Genomic DNA, 19,932 nt, shown 5'->3' on the forward strand with positions numbered 1-19,932 from the left:
CTCTTGATCCGATCCGTCGGAGGTCTGCGGAAGGCATTCTACTGTGCGGGAAGTAACTGATTCATCAATTGCTGACTGCTCAGCAAACTCGTACGATGGGTTCCCGCCGAGCTCTTCAACCCCGGAAAGGCACCCCGCTCGTGATCCCCGGCTCTTCCCCTGCCCGGCCCACGGAGAGCGCCCCTCCCGCGCCGGCGGCGGGCCGCCCGCAGCGGCTACGACTGCTTGTCGTCCTCGGGGCGCTCTCGGCGTTCGGCCCCCTGTCACTGGACATGTACCTGCCCGGGCTGCCCGCGCTCGCCCGGGACTTCGCGGTCCAGGACGCCGATGTCCAGCTGACCCTCACCAGCTGTCTGGCGGGCCTCGCCCTCGGTCAGCTGCTCGCGGGTCCGCTCAGCGACCGCTGGGGACGGCGGGGGCCCCTGGTCATCGGCCTGGCCGGGTACGCCGTGGCCTCCCTGCTGTGCGCGCTGGCGCCGAACGTCACCGCTCTGGCCGGGCTGCGGCTGGTTCAGGGCGTGGCGGGCGCGGCAGGCATCGTGATCAGCCGCGCCATCGTCCGGGACCTGTACAGCGGAGCCGCCGCGGCCCGCTGCTTCTCCCTGCTGATGCTGGTCAACGGCCTTGCCCCGATCCTCGCTCCGGTCGTCGGCGGCCAGCTGCTGCGATTCACCGACTGGCGCGGGATCTTCACCGCGCTCGCCCTGATCGGCGCGCTGCTCCTCGCCGCCGCCGTACTCGTACTGGACGAGACCCTGCCCGCGGCCAGGCGCCGCACCGGCGGCCTCGGGCAGACCATACGCAGCTTCGGCGCGCTGCTGCGGGACCGGAGCTTCATGGGGTACGCCCTGGCGGGCGGCTGCGGCTTCGCGGCCATGTTCGCGTACATCTCCGCGTCGTCCTTCGCCCTGCAGAAGGTGTACGGGCTGGACCCGCAGCAGTTCAGTCTCGTCTTCGGCACCAACGCGCTGGGCATCGTGCTGCTCGGCCAGTGCAACGCCTGGCTGCTGGCGCGCAGCTCCCCGCAGACGCTGCTACGGGCCGGGCTGGCCCTGTGCGCCACAGGCGCGGGGGCGCTGCTGCTGTCGGTGCTCACCGGCCGCGGGCTGCCGGCCGTGCTCGCCTCGTTGTTCGTACTGGTCGCGAGCATCGGCCTGATCATGCCGAACTCCACGGCGCTTTCGATGGCGGAGCACCCGCAGGCGGCCGGCACCGCGTCCGCTCTGCTCGGCCTGCTCCAGTACGCGCTGGGCGGCGTCACCGCACCGCTGGCCGGCCTCGGGGGAACGGGGTCGGCGCTGCCCATGGCCGCGGTCATCGCCGCCTTCGCGGCCATGGCCGTCGTGGTGCACTATCTGGTTACGCCGGGCGGGTCGCGCCCGCGAAGGGCATCTGGTCGACAGGGGCGATCCGGACCGGGGCACCGGGGTGCGGAGCGTGAATCATCTGGCCGGCTCCGATGTAGAGCCCGACGTGGCTGACACCGGAGTAGAAGAACACCAGGTCGCCCGGGGCCAGCTCGGACCGGGGGATGCGCCGGCCGGCGGCGATCTGGGTGTAGGTGGTGCGGGGGAGGGAGACACCGGCGGCCTTCCACGCGGCCTGGGTGAGGCCTGAGCAGTCGTACGCGGCCGGGCCCGTGGCGCCCCAGACGTACGGCTTGCCGAGGGCGCCGTATGCGAAGGCGACAGCGTGTGCCGCCCGGGAGTTGGGAGCCTGCGGCATACCGGACATGCGGGCGGAGGAACCGAGCTGGTCCTGGGCGAACAGCGCCGCGCGCTGGGCGGGCGGCAGCTGGTCGAGGAGCCGCTGCGCGGCGGCGAGCCGGTCCCGTACTGCCCGCTTGTGCCGGCGCAGTTCGGCCTGGTCGTTCCGGAGCTGGGCCAGCTTCTCACCGGCGCGGCTGCGGAGCTGGTCGATGGCCCGCAACTGGTGGCCGATGCCGCTGACCGCGGCGGCCTGGCGGCTGCCCGCCCGGTCGATGAGCGAGGCGTGGTCGAGGTACTGCTCGGGTGAGGAGGAGAGCAGGAGCTGCAGGGCCGGGTCCACGCTGCCGGACCGGTACTGGGCGGTGGCCGTGGAGCCCAGTGCGTTGCGGGAGGCGAGCAGCCGGGCGGTCTTGCGGGCCGCCTCGTCCTGAAGATCTTCGACCGCCTTCCGCGCCTGCTCGGAGCGCTCCTTCGCGCCGTTGTAGCGCTCGACGGCCTCCTCGGCCTCCTGGTGCAGCTGGTCGACCTTCGCCTTCACCTCGGCCGGGGTGAGCCGGGGCTCGGCGTGCACCGCGCTGTCGAGGGTCGTGACGCTCGCGGCGCCGGCGAGAGCGAGCGCCGCGGCCGTACGGGCGGTGGTGCGGCTGAGCGTTCGGTGTTTGGGCTTTCTGTGCGAGGCCATGACGGCCGTCACATCCTTCTCACAATGGTGCGTACGTGCTGGGGGAGTGGCGTGGTGACGCTAGAGCCGCCGGACGTCATAAGGCCCTGAGATGACGGGAATTGGGCGGTTTGATCGTGGCCGTGAACGGAAGGTCCGGGTGATTTGCCGCAGGTCTGGGAATTTGCATCGCTGCTGTGACCGATGCCGCGATTGACGCACACCTCGGTGCTGGGCGCTGATATGGGCCCGGCTAGGCTCCGCCGCATGGACATACTCATCAATGCCTTCGTCGGCCTGCACATCATCGGCATCGCGGCCCTGCTCGGCGGATTCTTCACGCAGATGAAGGCGATGAGTGCGGGAGCGGCCCGCTTCGTCCCGGGCATGCTGCACGGCGCACTGACCATGCTCGTCACGGGCGTCGCACTGGTGGGCCTGAACGAGGCCGACGGTCAGGCCGTGAACAACATCAAGATCGGCGTGAAGCTGGCGCTGCTGGTCGTCATCCTCGGCCTGGTCTACGTCAAGCGGGACGAGGAGAAGGCCGGCAAGGCGGAGTTCGGGGCGGTCGGCCTGCTCACGATGGCCAACGTGTTCATCGCGGTCCTCTGGACCTGACGGCGGCGTCGCCCCTCCTCAAAGCTGGTGGCGCCGGCGCCCGGCGGCGGGGGCAAAGAGCCCACCCCGCAGGCGGGCGCCGGCGCCTGTCGGTGAAGGCGAGCCCGGCCGGAAGCGGACTGGCCCGCCCGCCCGGGGCCCGCCGCAGGCGGCTACGCCGGCCGCACGGCGCCGTAGATCGGCATGTAGTAGATCGACTCGGTACGGACGTTCTCCCCCGGCTTCGGCGCGTGGATCATCTGCCCGTCGCCGATGTAGATCCCGACGTGGCTGATGTCGTTGTAGAAGAAGACCAGGTCACCCGGCTGAAGGTCGGACGTGGCGACCCGGGTGCCGACCTTCACCTGGTCCCAGGTGGTGCGCGGGAGCGAGACGCCGGCGGCCTTCCAGGCGGCCTGGGTCAGCCCTGAGCAGTCGAAGGAGTTCGGGCCGGTGGCGCCCCAGACGTACGGCTTGCCGATCTGGGCCCGTGCGAAGTCGAGCACCTTGGCGGCCTTCGCGGCGTATGTGTCCGCGCTGGTGCTCGTCCCGGTGCCGGTGCTGTCGCCCGTGCTCTGGCTCTGCTCCTGCGCCTGCTGCTCCTGCGCCTGCTGCTCCTGCCGGCGCTTCTCCGCGGCCGCCTGCTGACGCGCCAGCTCCGCCGCCTTGCGCTCGGCCGCTTCACGCTTCTCGCGCTCGATCGCCGCCAGCCGGGCGCGCTCCTCGGCGGTCAGCTTCGACAGCAGGTCACGGGCCTCGGCGAGCTTGCGCTGGACCGACTCCTTGCTGCTCCGCAGCTGCTCCTGCGAATCGGTCAGCGTCGTCACGCTGCGCGCCGCTTCGGCGCGCTTCCGCGTGGTCTCCTCCTGCTGGGTCTGGAATTCCGAGACCGCCTGCTGCTGCCGGCCCGTCATCCGCTCCAGCATGTGGTCCTGGTCGAAGTAGTCCTGCGGATCCGAGGCCAGCAGCAGGGTCGCGGTCGGGGCCATCCCGCCGTTGCGGTACTGCGCGGCGGCATAGCTGCCGAGGATGCGCCGCGCCTCGTTGAGCTTCTCCGTCTGGCGTGCGACGTCGTCCAGCAGCCGGTCGGCCCGGACGCGCTGCTGCTCGGTGCGCTCCTTGGCCGCGTTGTACTTCTCGGTGGCGGTCCCCGCCTGCCGGTAGAGCTCGTCGACCTTGCGCTGGACCTCTTCGATCGACTGCTTCGGCTCGCTCGGCGCGGCACCGGCGTTCTGCGTGAAAAACGTCGCCGAAGCGAGGGCGGCCGTCGTCAGGCCGACCGCGGTGCGGCGTGAGTGATGTGCAGCGAGTATTCCGGTCCGCGGTTTGCGGTGCGACGCCAAGGCGCGCGTCTCCTTCCGTGGACCGCCTACCGGGTTAGCTGTCGGGTTCGGGCGATCGGAAGGTTGCCCTACGGTCCGTACGCGCACGAGTGCGCGATACGCGGTGCGCGCGTACTGACCGATTCACCCCGGTCTTGCATGTGGGTCCCCGGCTCCGGGTGCCTGTCCTGTCAGGGATGGCAGAGCCGGATTCGGCGGAGGCAGCCCGTGCTGACGCTGTTCGCCGGCGAGGGGTTCGGGCCGCCTGATCGAGCACCGTAGCCAACGCGTGGGGCTTCTGTGAAGACTGATGTGCGATATGCCCGAAACCTCGTCGTGACCAATTCGTTGTGCGCTGCACGAGGTGAGGTTTTTCGCCGTCCCGGCCGTGTTCAGTGGATGACTGGGCGACAATCCCCCGACCCGGAGCGCCGCGTTGGTGAAGCGGTGTGGGCTGTCGGTGGAGCGGCCTAGACTCGGTGGGCGATGAGCAGCCTCTTTGACGACAGCTTTCTGGCGGACCTCGAGCCCTCCGACGACGAGCACCCGCCGCCCGAGGACACCACCGGGCCCGAGGGCACGGCTGTGCCCGCGCCCGAGGGCGAACCGGCGGACCTCTTCGGTGGCGCCCTCGGCGCTCCGGTGGACCGGGACGCGTACTACCGGGACGGCGCTGTCCGGCCCGTCGTCGACCCCGCCGTGCTGCTCGAGGGGCTGAACGACCAGCAGAAGTCCGCCGTGGTGCACACCGGTTCGCCGCTGCTCATCGTCGCCGGCGCCGGGTCCGGCAAGACCCGGGTGCTCACCCACCGGATCGCGTACCTGCTCGCCCACCGCGGTGTCCACCCCGGACAGATCCTCGCGATCACCTTCACCAACAAGGCCGCGGGCGAGATGAAGGAGCGCGTCGAGGCTCTGGTCGGACCCCGGGCGAAGGCCATGTGGGTCTCCACCTTCCACAGTGCCTGCGTGCGCATCCTGCGCCGGGAGAGCAAGAAGCTCGGCTTCACCTCCAGCTTCTCGATCTACGACGCCGCCGACTCCAAGCGCCTGATGTCCCTGGTCTGCCGTGACCTGGACCTGGACCCCAAGCGCTACCCCCCGAAGTCCTTCAGCGCGAAGATCTCCAACCTCAAGAACGAGCTCATCGACGAGGAGACCTTCGCCGGGCAGGCGTCGGACGGTTTCGAGAAGACGCTCGCCGAGGCGTACGCGCTGTACCAGTCGAGGCTCCGCGAGGCCAACGCCCTGGACTTCGACGACATCATCATGACCACCGTGCACCTGCTGCAGGCGTTCCCGGACGTCGCCGAGCACTACCGGCGCCGCTTCCGGCACGTCCTGGTCGACGAGTACCAGGACACCAACCACGCCCAGTACACGCTGGTGCGCGAGCTGGTCGGGACCGGCGAGCACAGCGGGGAGCTGTGCGTCGTCGGCGACGCCGACCAGTCGATCTACGCCTTCCGCGGGGCGACCATCCGCAACATCCTCCAGTTCGAGGAGGACTACCCGGACGCCACCACGATCCTGCTGGAGCAGAACTACCGCTCCACCCAGACGATCCTCAACGCCGCCAACGCCGTCATCGAGCGGAACGAGAACCGCCGCCCCAAGAACCTGTGGACCGACGCCGGTGCCGGCGCCGCGATCACCGGCTATGTCGCGGACAACGAGCACGACGAGGCCCAGTTCGTCGCCGACGAGATCGACCGGCTCACCGACGCGGGCGACGCCAAGGGGGGCGACGTCGCCGTCTTCTACCGCACCAACGCCCAGTCCCGTGTCTTCGAGGAGATCTTCATCCGGGTCGGGCTGCCGTACAAGGTCGTCGGGGGCGTGCGCTTCTACGAGCGCAAGGAGGTCCGCGATGTGCTGGCCTATCTGCGCGTGCTCGCCAACCCCGAGGACACCGTCCCGCTGCGCCGCATCCTCAACGTCCCCAAGCGCGGCATCGGTGAGCGGGCCGAGGCCATGATCGAGGCACTGGCGCTGCGCGAGAAGATCTCCTTCGCGCAGGCGCTGCGCCGGGTCGACGAGGCGTACGGCATGGCGGCCCGCTCGGCGAACGCCGTCAAGCGCTTCAACGCGCTGATGGACGAGCTGCGCACGATCGTGGAGTCCGGCGCCGGGCCCGCCACGATCCTGGAGGCGGTTCTGGAGCGCTCGGGCTATCTGGCGGAGCTGCAGGCCTCGACCGACCCGCAGGACGAGACGCGCGTGGAGAACCTCCAGGAGCTCGCGGCGGTCGCGCTCGAGTTCGAGCAGGAGCGGCCCGAGGAGAGCCCCGGCACGCTCGCGGAGTTCCTGGAGCAGGTCGCCCTGGTCGCCGACTCGGACCAGATCCCGGACGAGGAGGAGCGGGAGGAGGGCTCCGGCGTCATCACGCTGATGACGCTGCACACCGCGAAGGGGCTCGAGTTCCCCGTCGTCTTCCTGACCGGCATGGAGGACGGGGTCTTCCCGCACATGCGCGCCCTCGGCCAGGTCAAGGAGCTGGAGGAGGAGCGGCGGCTCGCGTACGTGGGCATCACCCGCGCCCAGGAGCGGCTGTATCTGACGCGTTCCACGATGCGCAGCGCCTGGGGGCAGCCGGCGTACAACCCGCCGTCCCGCTTCCTGGAGGAGATCCCGGAGCAGTACGTCGCCTGGCGGCGTACGGGGCCTGCGGTGCCGTCGGCGTCGATGGGCGCGCTGGCCGGGGGCGGGATCGCGTCCTCGCTGTCGTCCGCTCGGTCGAAGGCGGGGGCGAGCGGCTCGGCCGCGCGCAAGGTCCAGGAGCGGCCGGTGATCGCGCTGGCGGTCGGGGACCGGGTCACGCACGACCAGTTCGGGCTGGGGACCGTGGTCTCGGTGGCGGGCAGCGGACACGACGCGAAGGCGACGATCGACTTCGGCGACGAGAAGCCGAAGGTGCTCCTGCTGCGGTACGCGCCGGTCGAGAAGCTGTAGCCCGAGACGCGCGGCTGTTGCCGGTCCGGCTCAGGCTGGGCCGGGCAGCCCGGCGTGCCTCGGGTCGGGCCGCTGGGGGCCGGGCTCAGCTGGGGTCGAGGCCGTGGCCGCGCAGCCACGGCAGCGGGTCGACGGCCGAGCCGCCGCCGGGGTGCACCTCGAAGTGCAGGTGCGGGCCGGTGGAATTACCGGAGTTGCCGGAGTAGGCGATGACGTCCCCCGCCTTGACCGAGCCGGACCGGATCTTGGTGCTGCTGAGGTGGCAGTACCACGTCTCGGTGCCGTCGGGGGCGGTGACTATGGCCATGTTGCCGTACGCGATGTTGTACTGCGTGCGCACGGTGCCGTCGGTCGCGGCCATCACAGGCGTGCCGTAGGAGACCGGGAAGTCGATGCCGGTGTGCACCGACATCCAGTTGACACCGGCCTGGCCGTAGTAGGCGCTGAGCCCGTGCTGCGAGACCGGCAGCGCGAACTTCGGGCGCATCGCCTCGCGGCGCGCCGCCTCCGCCTCCCGGCGCTTCTTCTCCTCCAGCTGCCGCTGCTTGAGGTCGATGCGCTCCTGCGTACGGCTGGCTCGGTCGGCGAAGTCGTCGGCATCGGCCGTGAGACCGGCCAGCTGCGTGTCGAGCTTGCTGTTGGCCGCGGCCGGCTGCACGGACGGCGCGGCGGCCTGCGTCGTTGTGTCGCTCTGGCTGTTGTCGAGATCGCTGACGGAGGCGGCGGCGATGCCCGCCACGCCCATGACGGCGGCGGACGGAACGGCGACCGTGAGAAGGGCGGAGCGCCGGGCGGGGGTGCGGCGGCGGTTCCCCGCGCGGCGAGGACCGGGAATGGGGCCCGGCTCGGCGGCGGTCACGACATCGGCTTCGGCGCCGTCCTCGGCGAGAGGCTCATCGGCGGGCTCGGTGACGTCACCGAACTCCGTGTCGTACTGGCTCTCGGCGTCGTACTGGCCGTCGAGGTCGTGGGCGGCCACGGCATCGACGGCGGCCGTGTGTTCAGGCTCGGCCTCGGGGGCCGGGTCGTACGACTCCACGGCGAAGGTGGCGTCGTAATCCGCGTAGGAGGCGGCGTCCCAAGTCTGCGTCTGCGCCTCGGCGTCGACAGCTGATGTGGTGTAACTGCCTGTGTCCCACTGGCCGGTTGTGTAGGACTCTACGGGTGCCGGTCCGTCCTGGGCGGGAATGCCCGGGTTTGTTGTCCCGTAGTCGACATACCCCCACGCGGTGGTGGTGTCGTAACTGCCGGTCTCGTACGACGCCTGGTAGGTACCCTGCGGGTCGTAGGTGCCGTAGCCGACGGTGGTGGCGTACTGGCCGGTGTCGTAGCTGCCGGTGTCATAGCCGCCGGCCTCGTACAGGCCCGTCTGGGGCTGACTGACGTCGTACTGACCGGTGCCGTAGTGGTGATGGCCCGTGCCGTAGGTATCGCCAGGCATGGCGCCGAAGAGCGGATCAGCGTCGCCGTACGGGCTGACCAGGTTCTCGAAGGTGCCGGTGGAGTAGCCGTCGTACCCGGCGTAGCCGTGCTGAGCGGCCTGCGCGTCGTACTGCGGATAGTGCCCGTACGAGGCGTCAGCCGCAGGGGCGGTCGGGGACGAGTTCCCCGACGGGTGACGGTCGTTCACCACCAACTTCTCTTTCGCCTCGGCAGCAGGAGAATTAGCGGCGACTGTACCCGGCGGTACGCGACGTCGACAATCTTTGGCAGGTTTCAGCCCGCCCGAGAGCGGGCATTTGGCCGCCTTTCGACGGACTGGGGACCGGAGATTGGCCCCTCGTTCGACTGCCGTTGGGCGAAGGTTCGCACCTTCCGGCCCCGGTCTCGGCCATGGATCGGCGGCCGGGGCCGGGTGGGCTCAGGCCACGGAGATCTCGTTGGCGGCCGTGGTGGCGCCGGAAGTCTGCGCCTCCAGCGCCTCGCGGATTCCCGCGGCGACGGCACCGTGCACCGGAAGTGCCAGATGTCCGATGCCGCTGACCCGTACGTTGTGCGAGATCAGGTCCGGGTGGTTGACCTGGGCGGACTCGAGCGGGACCACAAGCTGGTCGAGGTCGCTCCAGAAGCTGACGAAGTGCGTGGCGCATTCGGGGGCCGGGAGCGCCAACTCCTGGATGACATCGGAGTCCGGCCGCATCTGCCGCACTATCGGGTGGGCCGACAGCAGGGGCACGGCCCGGGTGCCGGAGTGCGGGGTGCCGAGGGTGACGAGGGTGCGTACGCGCTGGTCTCCGCCGAGCCGCTGGACGTAGTAGCGGGCAATCAGTCCGCCGAGGCTGTGGCCGACCACATCCACCCGGTCGTGCCCGGTGCGCGCGCAGACCTCCTCGACGTGGCGTCCGAGCAGTGCCGCTGCATCGCGGATGTCGCAGCTCAGTGGGGAGTAGTTGAGGGCTTCAACCTGGCGCCAGCCGTATCGCCGCAGGAAGCGGCGCAGGAGGACGAACACGGAGCGGTTGTCGATGAAGCCGTGGAGCAGAAGAACGGGTGGGCGGTCCGGGTTGGGCAAACGTCGTGTGCTGCCGGTCGAAGACGGTCCGGTCGACCGGGTGGACTGGGTCGATCCGCTCGCCGGATCCGCGTCGTCGTCCTGCGCCTCCGTGGGCCCCGGGAGGGACGGCGGTGAGTCCAGCGGCCGGTCCGGTGAGGGACGCTCCTGCACTACCCCGGTGGGGTACAGGAGTACGTGTCCGGCGAGGACAAGCAGATCGAGCGCCGTGGCCCTGACGAGTTCGACGGAGGGGCGCAGAACACCGGAGAGAAAGGGCAGCGTGCTCATAGGCCGACCTCCCGTACGGCACGACGGGTACGGCTCCGTCCCCCGTGTGCCCTCACGGAAAGCCGTGGCGAGGGCCTGAATGGCCGGTCTTCCGCGGGCCGGATCCCGGGCCCCTCGGCAGTACCGCGGGGTGGGAGGCCTCGCTGCGGCTCTCCTTGCGAACCGCCCCAACGGCTCAGCCGCCTCCAGCGCCTCCTTGAGGCCGCCGACCGGTGACTGATGTGGGTACGGCGCGCTTTGTGAAACTGTCCCACTGTGTGATTTCCCCCTCCCTGGCCTCCGTGAAACTGCCAGGTGCGGGATGCTGGCGATAACGTTCGTTCACTCCCTGGGCTTCCGGGCCCGGTGGGGGGCCACAGCGGCCGTTGACCGCAGTCGTACATGGAGGCAGTGATGGGTGTGTCGGGTCCGATCCGCGTCGTGGTGGCGAAGCCGGGGCTCGACGGCCACGATCGCGGAGCGAAGGTCATCGCGCGGGCTCTGCGTGACGCCGGCATGGAGGTCATCTACACCGGGCTGCACCAGACCCCGGAGCAGATCGTCGACACGGCGATCCAGGAGGACGCCGACGCGATCGGCCTGTCCATCCTCTCGGGCGCGCACAACACGCTCTTCGCGAAGGTGCTGGAGCTGCTGAAGGAGCGCGACGCGGAGGACATCAAGGTATTCGGCGGCGGCATCATCCCGGAGGCGGACATTCCCCCGCTCAAGAAGCTGGGCGTGGCGGAAATCTTCACCCCGGGCACGCCGACCGGCGACGTGGTCAAGTGGGTCCGCGCAAACGTCCGCCAGCTCGCTGCCTGATCCCTGCGGGGTGCGGTCAGCCCCTCGGTAGCGGACCGACACGGCGGCGCGCGGCCCGCCCGCTGCGGGAAGACGACCAGCGCGCGGCCCGCCCGCTGCGGGAAGACGACCAGCGCCCGGCGTCCGCTCCTTGCGAGCATCCCATCGAGCGCCTCCGGAATGCCGTCGACTCGATTCCCACCAGCCGCGCCCTGGCGGGTGATGCCATCGGTTGAGCAGTCGCGCTGCGTCCAAGCCGCAGGTCCGTCCAGGTACGGTGCGGGCCGCTAGGCCGGGGCGTTGAGTTCGGCGAGCATCGTGGCGCGTAGCCGCAAGGTGCCGACGAGTCGCTGGAACGCCTCGGACCAGTAGCCGCCCGCGCCCGGCGAGGCGCCGTCCGGCTCGTCCGGTATCGCCGTGAGCACTTCGAGCCGGTCGGCCTGAGCCGGGTCCAGGCAGCGCTCGGCCAGGCCCATCACACCGCTGAAGCTCCACGGGTAGCTGCCCGCGTCCCGTGCGATGTCCAGCGCGTCCACCACGGCCCGGCCGAGCGGCTCGGCCCATGGCACCGCGCATACGCCCAGCAGCTGGAACGCCTCCGACAGGCCGTGTGCCGCGATGAACCCCGCGACCCACCCCGCCCGCTCCGCGGCGGGCAGCGCCGACAGCAGCTTGGCCCGCTCGCCCAGCGAGGTGGCGCCTGGCGCGGCGGAGGGCGAGGCCGCCGGGGCGCCGAGCAGGGCGCGGGACCACACCTTGTCCCGCTGCCGCACGGCAGCCCGGCACCAGGCGGCGTGCAGCTCCGACTGCCAGCCGTCGGCCACGGGCAGAGCCACGATCTCCTCCGGGCTGCGGCCGCCAAGCCGATCGGACCAGGAGCCGAGCGGTGTGGCCTCTACCAGCTGGCCCAGCCACCACGCGCGCTCGCCGCGCCCGGACGGCGGCTTCAGGACTATCCCGTCGCGCTGCATGGCGGCGTCGCACTCATGCGGCGCGTCGACAGCGATCACGGCCGTCCGGTCCGTGCCGGTGCCGCCCAGGGTCACGCAGGAGGCTGCCCGCTCGGCCATACGCGCGGCCAGTGCCGACCCCGGCAGGGCCGACAGCAGCTCGGCGGCGGTGGCTCGGACGTTCCGGCTGCGGTCCGACAGGGCCTGCTCCAGAAAGGGCTCGTCCGCCTCGGAGAGCCCCGTACGCAGCGAGTCGAGGAACATCAGGCGGTCCTCGGCCCGCTCGGTCGACCACGTCGAGCCGAGCAGCGCGAGAGCGGCCTCGGGTTCCCGGCGGCGTACAGCCGTGAGCAGCACGACCCGCTCGGCGAACAGGCCCTCGTCCCACAGCTGCCGGATGGCCACCGGGTCTGCGGCAAGGTCGGCCGGGCTGCCGGTGGCGGCCACGGCAGCATCCTCTCCGGCCTGCGGCAGGCTCCCCCGCAGCGCGAACTTCCACTCCGGGTTGAGCCGGGCCAGCCACAGTGCCCGGGGGCCGGCGAGCGTCAGCGCCTCGGGGCGCAGGTCGGTACGGGCCCGGGCCGCGTCCAGGAGCGCGGGCAGGAGGGCGGCGGGCGCCTGGTAACCGCGCCGGTTCGCGGCGGCCAGCCACTGGGGGAGCAGCTCGGCCAGGTCGGGCGCGGCACCCCGGCGGCCCCCGCCGCCGGGACCGGCGGCTCGGTCCGTGAGCAGCATGGTGAGCCGCCGCCGGGCGGCGGCCGGCAGCGGCGGCCGCACATCTTCTGGCGCCGGGGCGGGCAGCGGCTGCGCCTCGGCAGGCAGCAGCCCGGCCCGGCGCCGCACGGTGCTGACCGCGGCCGCGGCCAGAAGCGCGGCCGCGGGTTCACGCCCGGCCGTGGCCACTGGAGGCGTCCGCCGCTCGGTACCGAGCAGCGCGGCCGTGACCAGCTCCTCCCAGGGCGGAGCGCAAGGTTCGGCTGTCGTGGTCATGTGGTCCCCCAGGCCTGCGTCGAGAACGAATGTTCGAGTTGTGTGGAGTGCCGGGGCTCCCGCGGTCGGCTGGCCGCCGTGCCCGAGGCGGCAGCGGTACGGCGGCGCCGACGGCAGGGCGCCGGAGGCCGTTCCGGGTGCGCCGTGGGCGCGGGCAGTGCGGTATCGCACCGGGCCCACGGGCCCGGCCCGCATAGGCCGAGCGGAACCGGTGGCGCCAGCGGCAGGGGCCCGCGTGGCGCGCGCGCCGACCGCGGAGGAGTGCCGTGGCCGGGCCGGCGGCGGGCGCCGGCGCGCTCACAGCGGTATCGCCTCGCCCGTGTCGGGCGACCACACCGTCAGCGGTGTGAAGCCGCGGTGCCCGCACTCGCCGAAGACGGTCACCGGGTGGCCGCCCGAGACCGCGGCGAGCTGCCACAGGCCCGTACGGCCCAGGCACCGGGCGTCCACCGGAAGGGCGTCGCCTCCGGCCCCCGGCCCGGCGGACTCCACCGCATCGGCCACCTGCCAGCCGTCCGGCCCGGGTATCGGCACGACGCCGGACAGGACGGCCGGCCAGGCGTCCAGCCACGGGTCGTCCCGCAGCGCTTCCCCGTACGCCGCGAGGGCGGTCGCCACATCCGAGCCCGGCGGGATGCCGCCCGGAGACGGAGGGGCGAACTGATCGCCGAGCGCGGCGCGCAACGGCCGTGAGCCCGGGTAGTAGGCGAGGTGCGCGTCCAGAGCCAGGCCCGTGGGAAGGCTCAGCTCCGGCGCGCGGCCCGCCGCGCCGAAGGACAGCAGCAGGGCCGGCCGCCCCGAATCCGCACCGCGCAGCCATGTCCTGCGTGTGGTCAGCTTGCCATCGTCGCTGTCCTTCTGGGCCAGGACCAGCCAGTGGTCCCGGACACCGGTCCCCTCCGCCAGCAGTTGCGCCGCTTCCGTCGTCAGGCCCGCCCGCGCCCGCACCGTGGCGGCGAGTGGAACCGGAAGCCGGGAGAGGCCAAGGAAACCCTGGTCCAGCAGGTGGAGCAGCGCGCACTCCTCCAGCAGCCGCGCCGGCCAGCCCGGTCCCGAGGCAGCTATCGCACCCAACTCCCTTACCCGCCCGGCCAGTCCCGGAGCCTTCGCGTCGACCATGCGCGCGGCCATCTCGTCCCACGCGGCGTAACCGGCCCGGTCCGCCCCCGCCAGCCCGCCCCGCAGCAGATCCGCAAGCCGCTGCTCCAGCTCCGAGGCGCCCGCCGCCATGAGCTCCGCGCGCTGCTCCGCACGGCGCCGCGCCGCCGCCGGATCGCCGCTGCGGCCCGCCGCTCGGCCGGCGGCCTTGCGCTCGGCCCGCTGCCTGCGACTGTCGAGCCACGGCCCGGCCCACTCCGGCGGCTCTCCCTCCGGCACGGCCGCTTTGTCCGCCGCCCACAGAACCAGCAGCCCCAGCGCGTGCTTGCACGGGAACTTCCGGCTCGGGCAACTGCACGTGTAGCCCGGCCCGGAGCCCGCCTGTGCGTCGTGCAGGGCCACCACCGTCTGGTATGGCTTGCTTCCGCTGCCCTTGCACAGCCCCCACACCGCGCCCTGGCCCGCGCCCGTCCCCGACCAGGGCCCGGCCGCGCCGAGCCTGCTCCCCGCCTTGCGTGACGCAGCGTCAGGAGCGAGAGCCAGCACCTGCTCTGCCGTCCAACGAGCCCCCTGCTCCGGGGAGTTCGAGGACGTTTCCCCGTGTGATCCCAGCATGGCCACGACGGTACGACCCGGCACTGACAATCCGTCTGACCTGCCAATTCGCCATGACAGCTCGGCACCGGAGGTTCATTGTCAGAGGGGTGGTGCACGGTGGAAAACGCAAGCGGCCCAACGGGTTACGGGGTGTGGGCCGCCCGTCATGCGAAGAGGGGGACCCGTGTCCGAAACCACCACTGCGACCGCTGCCGACGAGGCGCTCCGGCCTCACGCCGAGCACGCCTTCGCCGATGAACTCGCGGCACTCGCGGCGGCGGACGACCGCCCGCGGCCCGCGCGCTGGAGGCTGTCGCCGTGGGCTGTCGCCACGTATCTGCTCGGCGGCACGCTCCCGGACGGCACCGTGATCACGCCCAAGTACGTCGGCCCGCGCCGGATCGTGGAAGTGGCTGTCACCACCCTCGCCACGGACCGCGCGCTGCTGCTCCTCGGAGTCCCCGGCACCGCCAAGACATGGGTGTCCGAGCACCTTGCCGCGGCCATCAGCGGGGACTCGACGCTGCTGGTCCAGGGCACCGCCGGCACTCCCGAAGAGGCCATGCGCTACGGCTGGAACTACGCCCGGCTGCTCGCCAACGGCCCCAGCCGGGACGCCCTCGTGCCCAGCCCGGTCATGCGGGCCATGGCCGAGGGAATGATCGCCCGAGTCGAGGAGCTGACCCGCATCCCGGCCGATGTGCAGGACACCCTGATCACGGTGCTGTCGGAGAAGACCCTGCCCATCCCGGAACTGGGGCAGGAAGTCCAGGCCGTCCGCGGCTTCAACCTCATCGCCACCGCCAATGACCGCGACCGTGGCGTCAACGACCTCTCCAGCGCCCTGCGCCGCCGGTTCAACACGGTGGTGCTGCCGCTGCCCGCCACGCCCGACGCGGAGGTCGACATCGTCTCCCGCCGCGTCGACCAGATCGGCCGCTCGCTCGACCTGCCGGCCGCCCCGGACGGCATCGACGAGATCCGCCGTGTCGTCACGGTCTTCCGTGAGCTGCGGGACGGTGTGACATCCGACGGCCGTACGAAGCTGAAGTCGCCTTCCGGCACGCTGTCGACGGCGGAGGCCATCTCCGTGGTCACAGGCGGGCTCGCACTCTCGGCCCACTTCGGCGACGGGGTGCTGCGGCCGGGCGATGTGGCGGCCGGCATCCTCGGCGCCGTCGTCCGCGACCCGGCCGCGGACCGGGTGATCTGGCAGGAGTATCTGGAGACCGTCGTCCGCGAGCGCGACGGCTGGAAGGACTTCTACCGCGCCTGCCGGGAGGTGAGCGCGTGACGGCGACCGCGGCGGCTTTGGCGTACGGCGCGCTGACGGAGGCCGGCGGCACCGGTCCGTCCGGCAATGCGGCAGCCCGCGAGGAGCGCGCCGTACCACCTGCCGACGGGCCGGCTGTGGCACCGGGGACGGCCACGCAGCGGGTGGCCGGCCGCGAGGCCGCCGAGCGTCCTGGCCGGCCGGGTGCCACGCGGCGGTCCCGCTCCGCTGCCTCGGAGCCGACCGGAGCCCGGCAGCCGCTGCTGCTCGGGGTGCGGCACCACGGCCCGGGGTCGGCGCGGGCCGTGCGGGCCGCGCTCGATCAGCAGCAGCCGAAGGCCGTACTGATCGAGGGGCCGCCGGAGGCGGACGCCATCGTCGCTCTCGCCGCGGACGAGGGCATGCGGCCACCGGTCGCCCTGCTCGCGCACGTGGTGGACGATCCCGGCCGCGCGGCGTTCTGGCCGGTGGCGGAGTTCTCGCCGGAGTGGGTGGCGATCCGGTGGGCGCTGGAGCGCGGCGTCCCGGTGCGCTTCATCGACCTTCCGGCAGCGCACACGCTCGCGATGGACGGCGGCGACGGCACGAGCGGCCCCCAAGGCTCGAAGGACCCGGACAGCTCACAGCAGCCCTCTGACCAGGCAGGTCCTCAACACCCGGACGTTCAAAATGACATGGAGCAACCGGTTGGTGCCGCCGACCGTCCGGCCGGGCTGCTTGAGGCCGACGGGTGCCCGGATACGGACGGGCAGCCGGCCGATGGCCACGACGTGGATCCTGCCGAAGCGGTACGGATCGATCCCATCGCCGTGCTCGCCGAGACCGCAGGCTACGACGACCCCGAGCGCTGGTGGGAGGACGTCGTCGAGCACCGGTCTCGCCAGGCCTCTCGAAGCGCTGACGGTACATCGGGGCAGAGCGCCGACGGAGACGGGACCCCGGCGGCGGAGGCGGACGCCACGGCTCCGTTCGCCGCGCTCGCGGACGCCATGGCCGCCCTGCGTGAGACATACGGGGACGGCGGCCACGACCGGGACCCCGCACGGGAAGCGCATATGCGGCTGCGGCTGCGCGAGGCGCGGCGCGAGTTCGGGGACGGGATCGCCGTCGTCTGCGGAGCCTGGCATGTGCCCGCCCTCAGCCGGCGGACGACCGTGGCCGCCGACCGGCAACTGCTCAAGGGGCTGCCGAAGGCCAAGGTCGAGCTCACGTGGGTGCCCTGGACCCACCGCAGGCTGTCCCGGCACAGCGGCTATGGCGCCGGGATCGCCTCCCCGGGCTGGTACGGCCATCTGTTCAACGTGCCGGACCGCTCAATCGAACGCTGGATGACCAAGGTCGCGGGCCTCCTCCGCGCCGAGGATCACCCCGTCTCCTCCGCCCACGTCATCGAGGCGGTGCGGCTCGCCGACACCCTCGCCGCCATGCGCGGCCGGCCGCTGGCCGGGCTGGTGGAGACGACCGACGCGATCCGTGCCGTGATGTGCGATGGCTCCGATGTGCCGCTGGCGCTCATCCAGGACCGGCTCGTCGTCGGCGACGTCCTGGGCGAGGTGCCGGAGTCGGCGCCCGCCGTGCCGCTGCAACGTGACCTCACCCGCCTCCAGCGCGCACTCCGCCTCAAGCCCGAGGCGCTGGAGCGCGAGCTGGAACTCGATCTGCGCAAGGACACCGACAACGCCCGCAGCCGACTGCTGCACCGGCTGCGGCTGATCGGAATCGACTGGGGCGAGCCGACGCGCTCCCGCGCCGGGCTGGGGACCTTCCGGGAGACCTGGCGGCTGCGCTGGGAGCCCGAGCTGTCGGTGCGCGTCGCCGAGGCCGGGGTGTGGGGCACGACCGTGGTCGGGGCAGCCACCGCCAAGGCCGAAGGAGAGGCCGCCGCGGCCGCGTCCCTCGTCGAGGTCACCGCGCTCGCCGAGCACTGCCTGCTCGCCGAACTCCCGGACGCCCTGCCCGTCGTCATGCGGGTGCTCGCCGACCGGGCCGCACTGGACGCCGACGTCGGCCACCTCGCACAGGCGCTGCCCGCCCTGGTCCGCTCCGTGCGGTACGGCGACGTCCGCGGCACCGATGCCGCCGCACTCGCGGACGTGGCGGCCGGCCTGGCCGAGCGCGTCTTCATCGGCCTGCCGCCGGCATGTGTCGGGCTCGACGCGGACGGCGCCGCGCAGATGCGGGGCCATGTGGACGCGGCGCATCAGGCTGTCGGCCTCCTCGCGGAGTCCCAGGCGGCTGCCCGGCACGGCGATCTGCGGAAGCGATGGGCGGCCGTACTGGGCACACTCGCCGGGAGGGACAGCGTGCCCGGCGCCATACGCGGGCGGGCCGCCCGGCTGCTCCTGGACGACGGGCGGCTCGCGGAGGAGGAGGCCGCCCGCCTCATGGGCCTGGCTCTCTCGCCAGGCACACCACCGGCCGAAGCCGCCGCCTGGATCGAGGGGTTCATCGGCGGCGCGGGCGGCGGCATGCTGCTCGTCCACGACGAGCGGTTGCTCTCGCTGGTCGACGCATGGCTGACAGACGTCCCGGCGGACGCGTTCACCGACGTACTGCCGCTGCTGCGCCGGACGTTCGCCGACTATGAGCCGGGCGTGCGCCGCACCCTTGGCGAACTGGTACGGCGGGGTCCCGCCGCCCCCGGCACGCCGGGGCCCGGCACGTCCGACGCCACCGCGCCCGGCTTCGGGCCCGGCCTCGACGCGGAGCGTGCCGCGGCCGTCCTGCCGGCCCTTCGCGTTCTGCTCGACCTCGGCGACCCCACCCGGAACCACAACGACGGGCACCACAGCGAACAAGACCACAACAACAGGCAACACAACGGCCATGAGGGGGTGGCTCGATGACGAACACGCAGAAGCAGATGGAGCCTCGCGACGGGCAAGCGGCCGGGCCGGGGGAGGACGGTGCCCGCTCCGGTGCCGCCGCCGGAGATGAGCGGCTGCGGCGTTGGCGGCTGGTGCTCGGCGGGGAGGCGGGGGGGTCCCCTCGGACGGAGTCCGGTGGAGGCACGGGATACGAGCCGACCGGTCGCGACGCCGCGATGGACCGGACACTCGCCGCGCTCTACGGAAGTGGCCGCGGCGCCGGTGGCACGGGCAAGGGCGCTGACGGGGCCGGCCGGTCCGCTGGGCTCGGCGCATCCGCCCCCACCGTGGCCCGCTGGCTCGGCGACATCCGCACGTACTTCCCCACTTCCGTCGTCCAGGTGATGCAGCGTGACGCCATCGACCGGCTCGGACTGTCCGCGCTGCTCCTGGAACCGGAGATGCTGGAGGCCGTGGAGGCCGATGTTCACCTCGTCGGCACCTTGCTGTCCCTCAACAAGGCCATGCCGGAGACCTCCAAGGAGACCGCCCGTGCGGTGGTCCGCAAGGTGGTCGAGGACCTGGACAAGCGGCTGGCGACCCGCACCCGCGCCACACTCACCGGCGCCCTGGACCGGTCGGCCCGGATCAGCCGCCCCCGTCACCGGGACATCGACTGGAACCGCACCATCCGAGCCAACCTCAAGAACTATCTGCCCGAGCACCGCACCGTCGTCCCCGAGCGCCTGGTCGGCTACGGGCGCGCCGCGCAGAGCGTGAAGAAGGAAGTCGTCCTGTGCATCGACCAGTCCGGGTCGATGGCCGCCTCTGTCGTCTACGCCTCGGTCTTCGGCGCGGTCCTCGCCTCGATGCGGTCGATCGCCACCCGCCTCGTCGTCTTCGACACCTCCGTGGTCGACCTCACCGACCAGCTCGACGACCCGGTGGACGTCCTGTTCGGCACCCAGCTCGGCGGCGGCACCGACATCAACCGGGCGCTCGCGTACTGCCAGTCCCGGATCTCCCGGCCCGCCGACACCATCGTTGTTCTCATCAGCGACCTCTACGAGGGCGGCATACGCGACGAGATGCTGAAGCGGGTGGCCGCGATGAAGGCGTCGGGCGTGCAGTTCGTGACGCTGCTCGCGCTCTCCGACGAGGGCGCGCCGGCCTACGACCGCGAGCATGCGGCAGCCCTCGCCGCCCTCGGTGCCCCGGCGTTCGCCTGTACACCGGACTTGTTCCCGGATGTGATGGCGGCCGCCATCGAGAGGCGTCCGCTTCCTGTAAGAGACATGACGAACCACCGGTAACACCGTTAACTTCCGGTGCCACCGAGCTCGCCGCCCACCTGGAACGGACTGGGCCCGAGGGAGATGTGAACCAGCGGCGTACAGGTTCCGTATGG

12 protein-coding genes, 1 pseudogene and 1 riboswitch are annotated in these 19,932 nt (G+C 72.1%); of the genes and pseudogenes, 7 read left to right on the top strand and 6 right to left on the bottom strand.

What is annotated here, in order from left to right:
* Positions 1-95: 95 nt before the first annotated feature.
* Positions 96-1,304: pseudogene (locus ACY34J_RS09180) on the top strand (multidrug effflux MFS transporter); the annotation flags it as partial.
* A 55-nt stretch (positions 1,305-1,359) separates the two neighbouring features.
* On the opposite strand, the gene ACY34J_RS09185 reads toward ACY34J_RS09180, so the two are convergent.
* Positions 1,360-2,391: a C40 family peptidase gene (locus tag ACY34J_RS09185; protein WP_462725972.1), complete on the bottom strand. Its 1,032-nt coding sequence runs from the start codon at positions 2,389-2,391 to the stop codon at positions 1,360-1,362.
* Between the two features lie 246 nt (positions 2,392-2,637).
* Between ACY34J_RS09185 and ACY34J_RS09190 the strand changes: the two genes are divergently transcribed.
* On the top strand, positions 2,638-2,991 hold the full coding sequence (locus ACY34J_RS09190; protein ID WP_462725971.1) for a hypothetical protein: 354 nt from the start codon (positions 2,638-2,640) through the stop codon (positions 2,989-2,991).
* A gap of 152 nt (positions 2,992-3,143) precedes the next feature.
* Here the strand turns inward: ACY34J_RS09190 and ACY34J_RS09195 are convergent, their stop codons facing one another.
* On the bottom strand, positions 3,144-4,313 hold the full coding sequence (locus tag ACY34J_RS09195; RefSeq protein ID WP_462725970.1) for a C40 family peptidase: 1,170 nt from the start codon (positions 4,311-4,313) through the stop codon (positions 3,144-3,146).
* Positions 4,314-4,321: 8 nt separating this feature from the next.
* A riboswitch (cyclic di-AMP (ydaO/yuaA leader) is annotated at positions 4,322-4,520 on the bottom strand.
* Between the two features lie 258 nt (positions 4,521-4,778).
* Here ACY34J_RS09195 and pcrA point away from each other — a divergent pair.
* Entirely contained in the window at positions 4,779-7,244 is a 2,466-nt protein-coding gene (gene pcrA, locus ACY34J_RS09200) for a DNA helicase PcrA (protein ID WP_462725969.1), read from the top strand.
* 85 nt (positions 7,245-7,329) lie between these two features.
* Here pcrA and ACY34J_RS09205 read toward each other — a convergent pair whose 3' ends face one another.
* A complete protein-coding gene (locus ACY34J_RS09205; RefSeq protein WP_462726067.1) occupies positions 7,330-8,874 on the bottom strand; it encodes a M23 family metallopeptidase in 1,545 nt (514 codons plus the stop codon).
* 231 nt (positions 8,875-9,105) lie between these two features.
* Positions 9,106-10,026 (bottom strand): esterase/lipase family protein, encoded by a 921-nt coding sequence (locus ACY34J_RS09210; RefSeq protein ID WP_462725968.1) that lies wholly within the window; start codon positions 10,024-10,026, stop codon positions 9,106-9,108.
* A gap of 393 nt (positions 10,027-10,419) precedes the next feature.
* Between ACY34J_RS09210 and ACY34J_RS09215 the strand changes: the two genes are divergently transcribed.
* Positions 10,420-10,830: a cobalamin B12-binding domain-containing protein gene (locus tag ACY34J_RS09215; protein ID WP_462725967.1), complete on the top strand. Its 411-nt coding sequence runs from the start codon at positions 10,420-10,422 to the stop codon at positions 10,828-10,830.
* A 266-nt stretch (positions 10,831-11,096) separates the two neighbouring features.
* Here the strand turns inward: ACY34J_RS09215 and ACY34J_RS09220 are convergent, their stop codons facing one another.
* Together ACY34J_RS09220 and ACY34J_RS09225 are read right to left on the bottom strand one after the other, a co-directional pair.
* Entirely contained in the window at positions 11,097-12,749 is a 1,653-nt protein-coding gene (locus tag ACY34J_RS09220) for a DUF5691 domain-containing protein (protein ID WP_462725966.1), read from the bottom strand.
* Between the two features lie 297 nt (positions 12,750-13,046).
* Positions 13,047-14,462 carry an SWIM zinc finger family protein gene (locus ACY34J_RS09225; RefSeq protein WP_462725965.1) on the bottom strand — a complete coding sequence of 472 codons (1,416 nt, stop codon included), beginning with the start codon at positions 14,460-14,462 and terminating at the stop codon, positions 13,047-13,049.
* A 148-nt stretch (positions 14,463-14,610) separates the two neighbouring features.
* Between ACY34J_RS09225 and ACY34J_RS09230 the strand changes: the two genes are divergently transcribed.
* The 3 genes from ACY34J_RS09230 (at position 14,611) to ACY34J_RS09240 (ending at position 19,837) form a co-directional block, all read left to right on the top strand.
* Positions 14,611-15,738, top strand: coding sequence for an ATP-binding protein (locus ACY34J_RS09230; protein ID WP_462725964.1), 1,128 nt, complete (start codon positions 14,611-14,613; stop codon positions 15,736-15,738).
* Positions 15,739-15,977: 239 nt separating this feature from the next.
* Positions 15,978-18,563, top strand: a complete 2,586-nt coding sequence (locus ACY34J_RS09235; RefSeq protein WP_462726066.1) for a DUF5682 family protein — start codon at positions 15,978-15,980, stop codon at positions 18,561-18,563.
* A 17-nt stretch (positions 18,564-18,580) separates the two neighbouring features.
* A complete protein-coding gene (locus tag ACY34J_RS09240) occupies positions 18,581-19,837 on the top strand; it encodes a VWA domain-containing protein (RefSeq protein ID WP_462726065.1) in 1,257 nt (418 codons plus the stop codon).
* The last annotated feature ends 95 nt before the right edge of the window (positions 19,838-19,932 follow it).

The sequence above is a fragment of the Streptomyces sp. HSS9-12 genome, from assembly GCF_054963655.1.

Excerpts from the sequence above, each read along its gene's own strand:
- ACY34J_RS09185 (WP_462725972.1), bottom strand. The coding sequence starts at position 2,391 with ATGGCCTCGCACAGAAAGCCCAAACACCGAACGCTCAGCCGCACCACC.
- ACY34J_RS09190 (WP_462725971.1), top strand. The coding sequence starts at position 2,638 with ATGGACATACTCATCAATGCCTTCGTCGGCCTGCACATCATCGGCATC.
- pcrA (WP_462725969.1), top strand. The coding sequence starts at position 4,779 with ATGAGCAGCCTCTTTGACGACAGCTTTCTGGCGGACCTCGAGCCCTCC.
- ACY34J_RS09210 (WP_462725968.1), bottom strand. The coding sequence starts at position 10,026 with ATGAGCACGCTGCCCTTTCTCTCCGGTGTTCTGCGCCCCTCCGTCGAA.
- ACY34J_RS09215 (WP_462725967.1), top strand. The coding sequence starts at position 10,420 with ATGGGTGTGTCGGGTCCGATCCGCGTCGTGGTGGCGAAGCCGGGGCTC.
- ACY34J_RS09220 (WP_462725966.1), bottom strand. The coding sequence starts at position 12,749 with ATGACCACGACAGCCGAACCTTGCGCTCCGCCCTGGGAGGAGCTGGTC.
- ACY34J_RS09225 (WP_462725965.1), bottom strand. The coding sequence starts at position 14,462 with ATGCTGGGATCACACGGGGAAACGTCCTCGAACTCCCCGGAGCAGGGG.
- ACY34J_RS09230 (WP_462725964.1), top strand. The coding sequence starts at position 14,611 with ATGCGAAGAGGGGGACCCGTGTCCGAAACCACCACTGCGACCGCTGCC.
- ACY34J_RS09240 (WP_462726065.1), top strand. The coding sequence starts at position 18,581 with ATGGAGCCTCGCGACGGGCAAGCGGCCGGGCCGGGGGAGGACGGTGCC.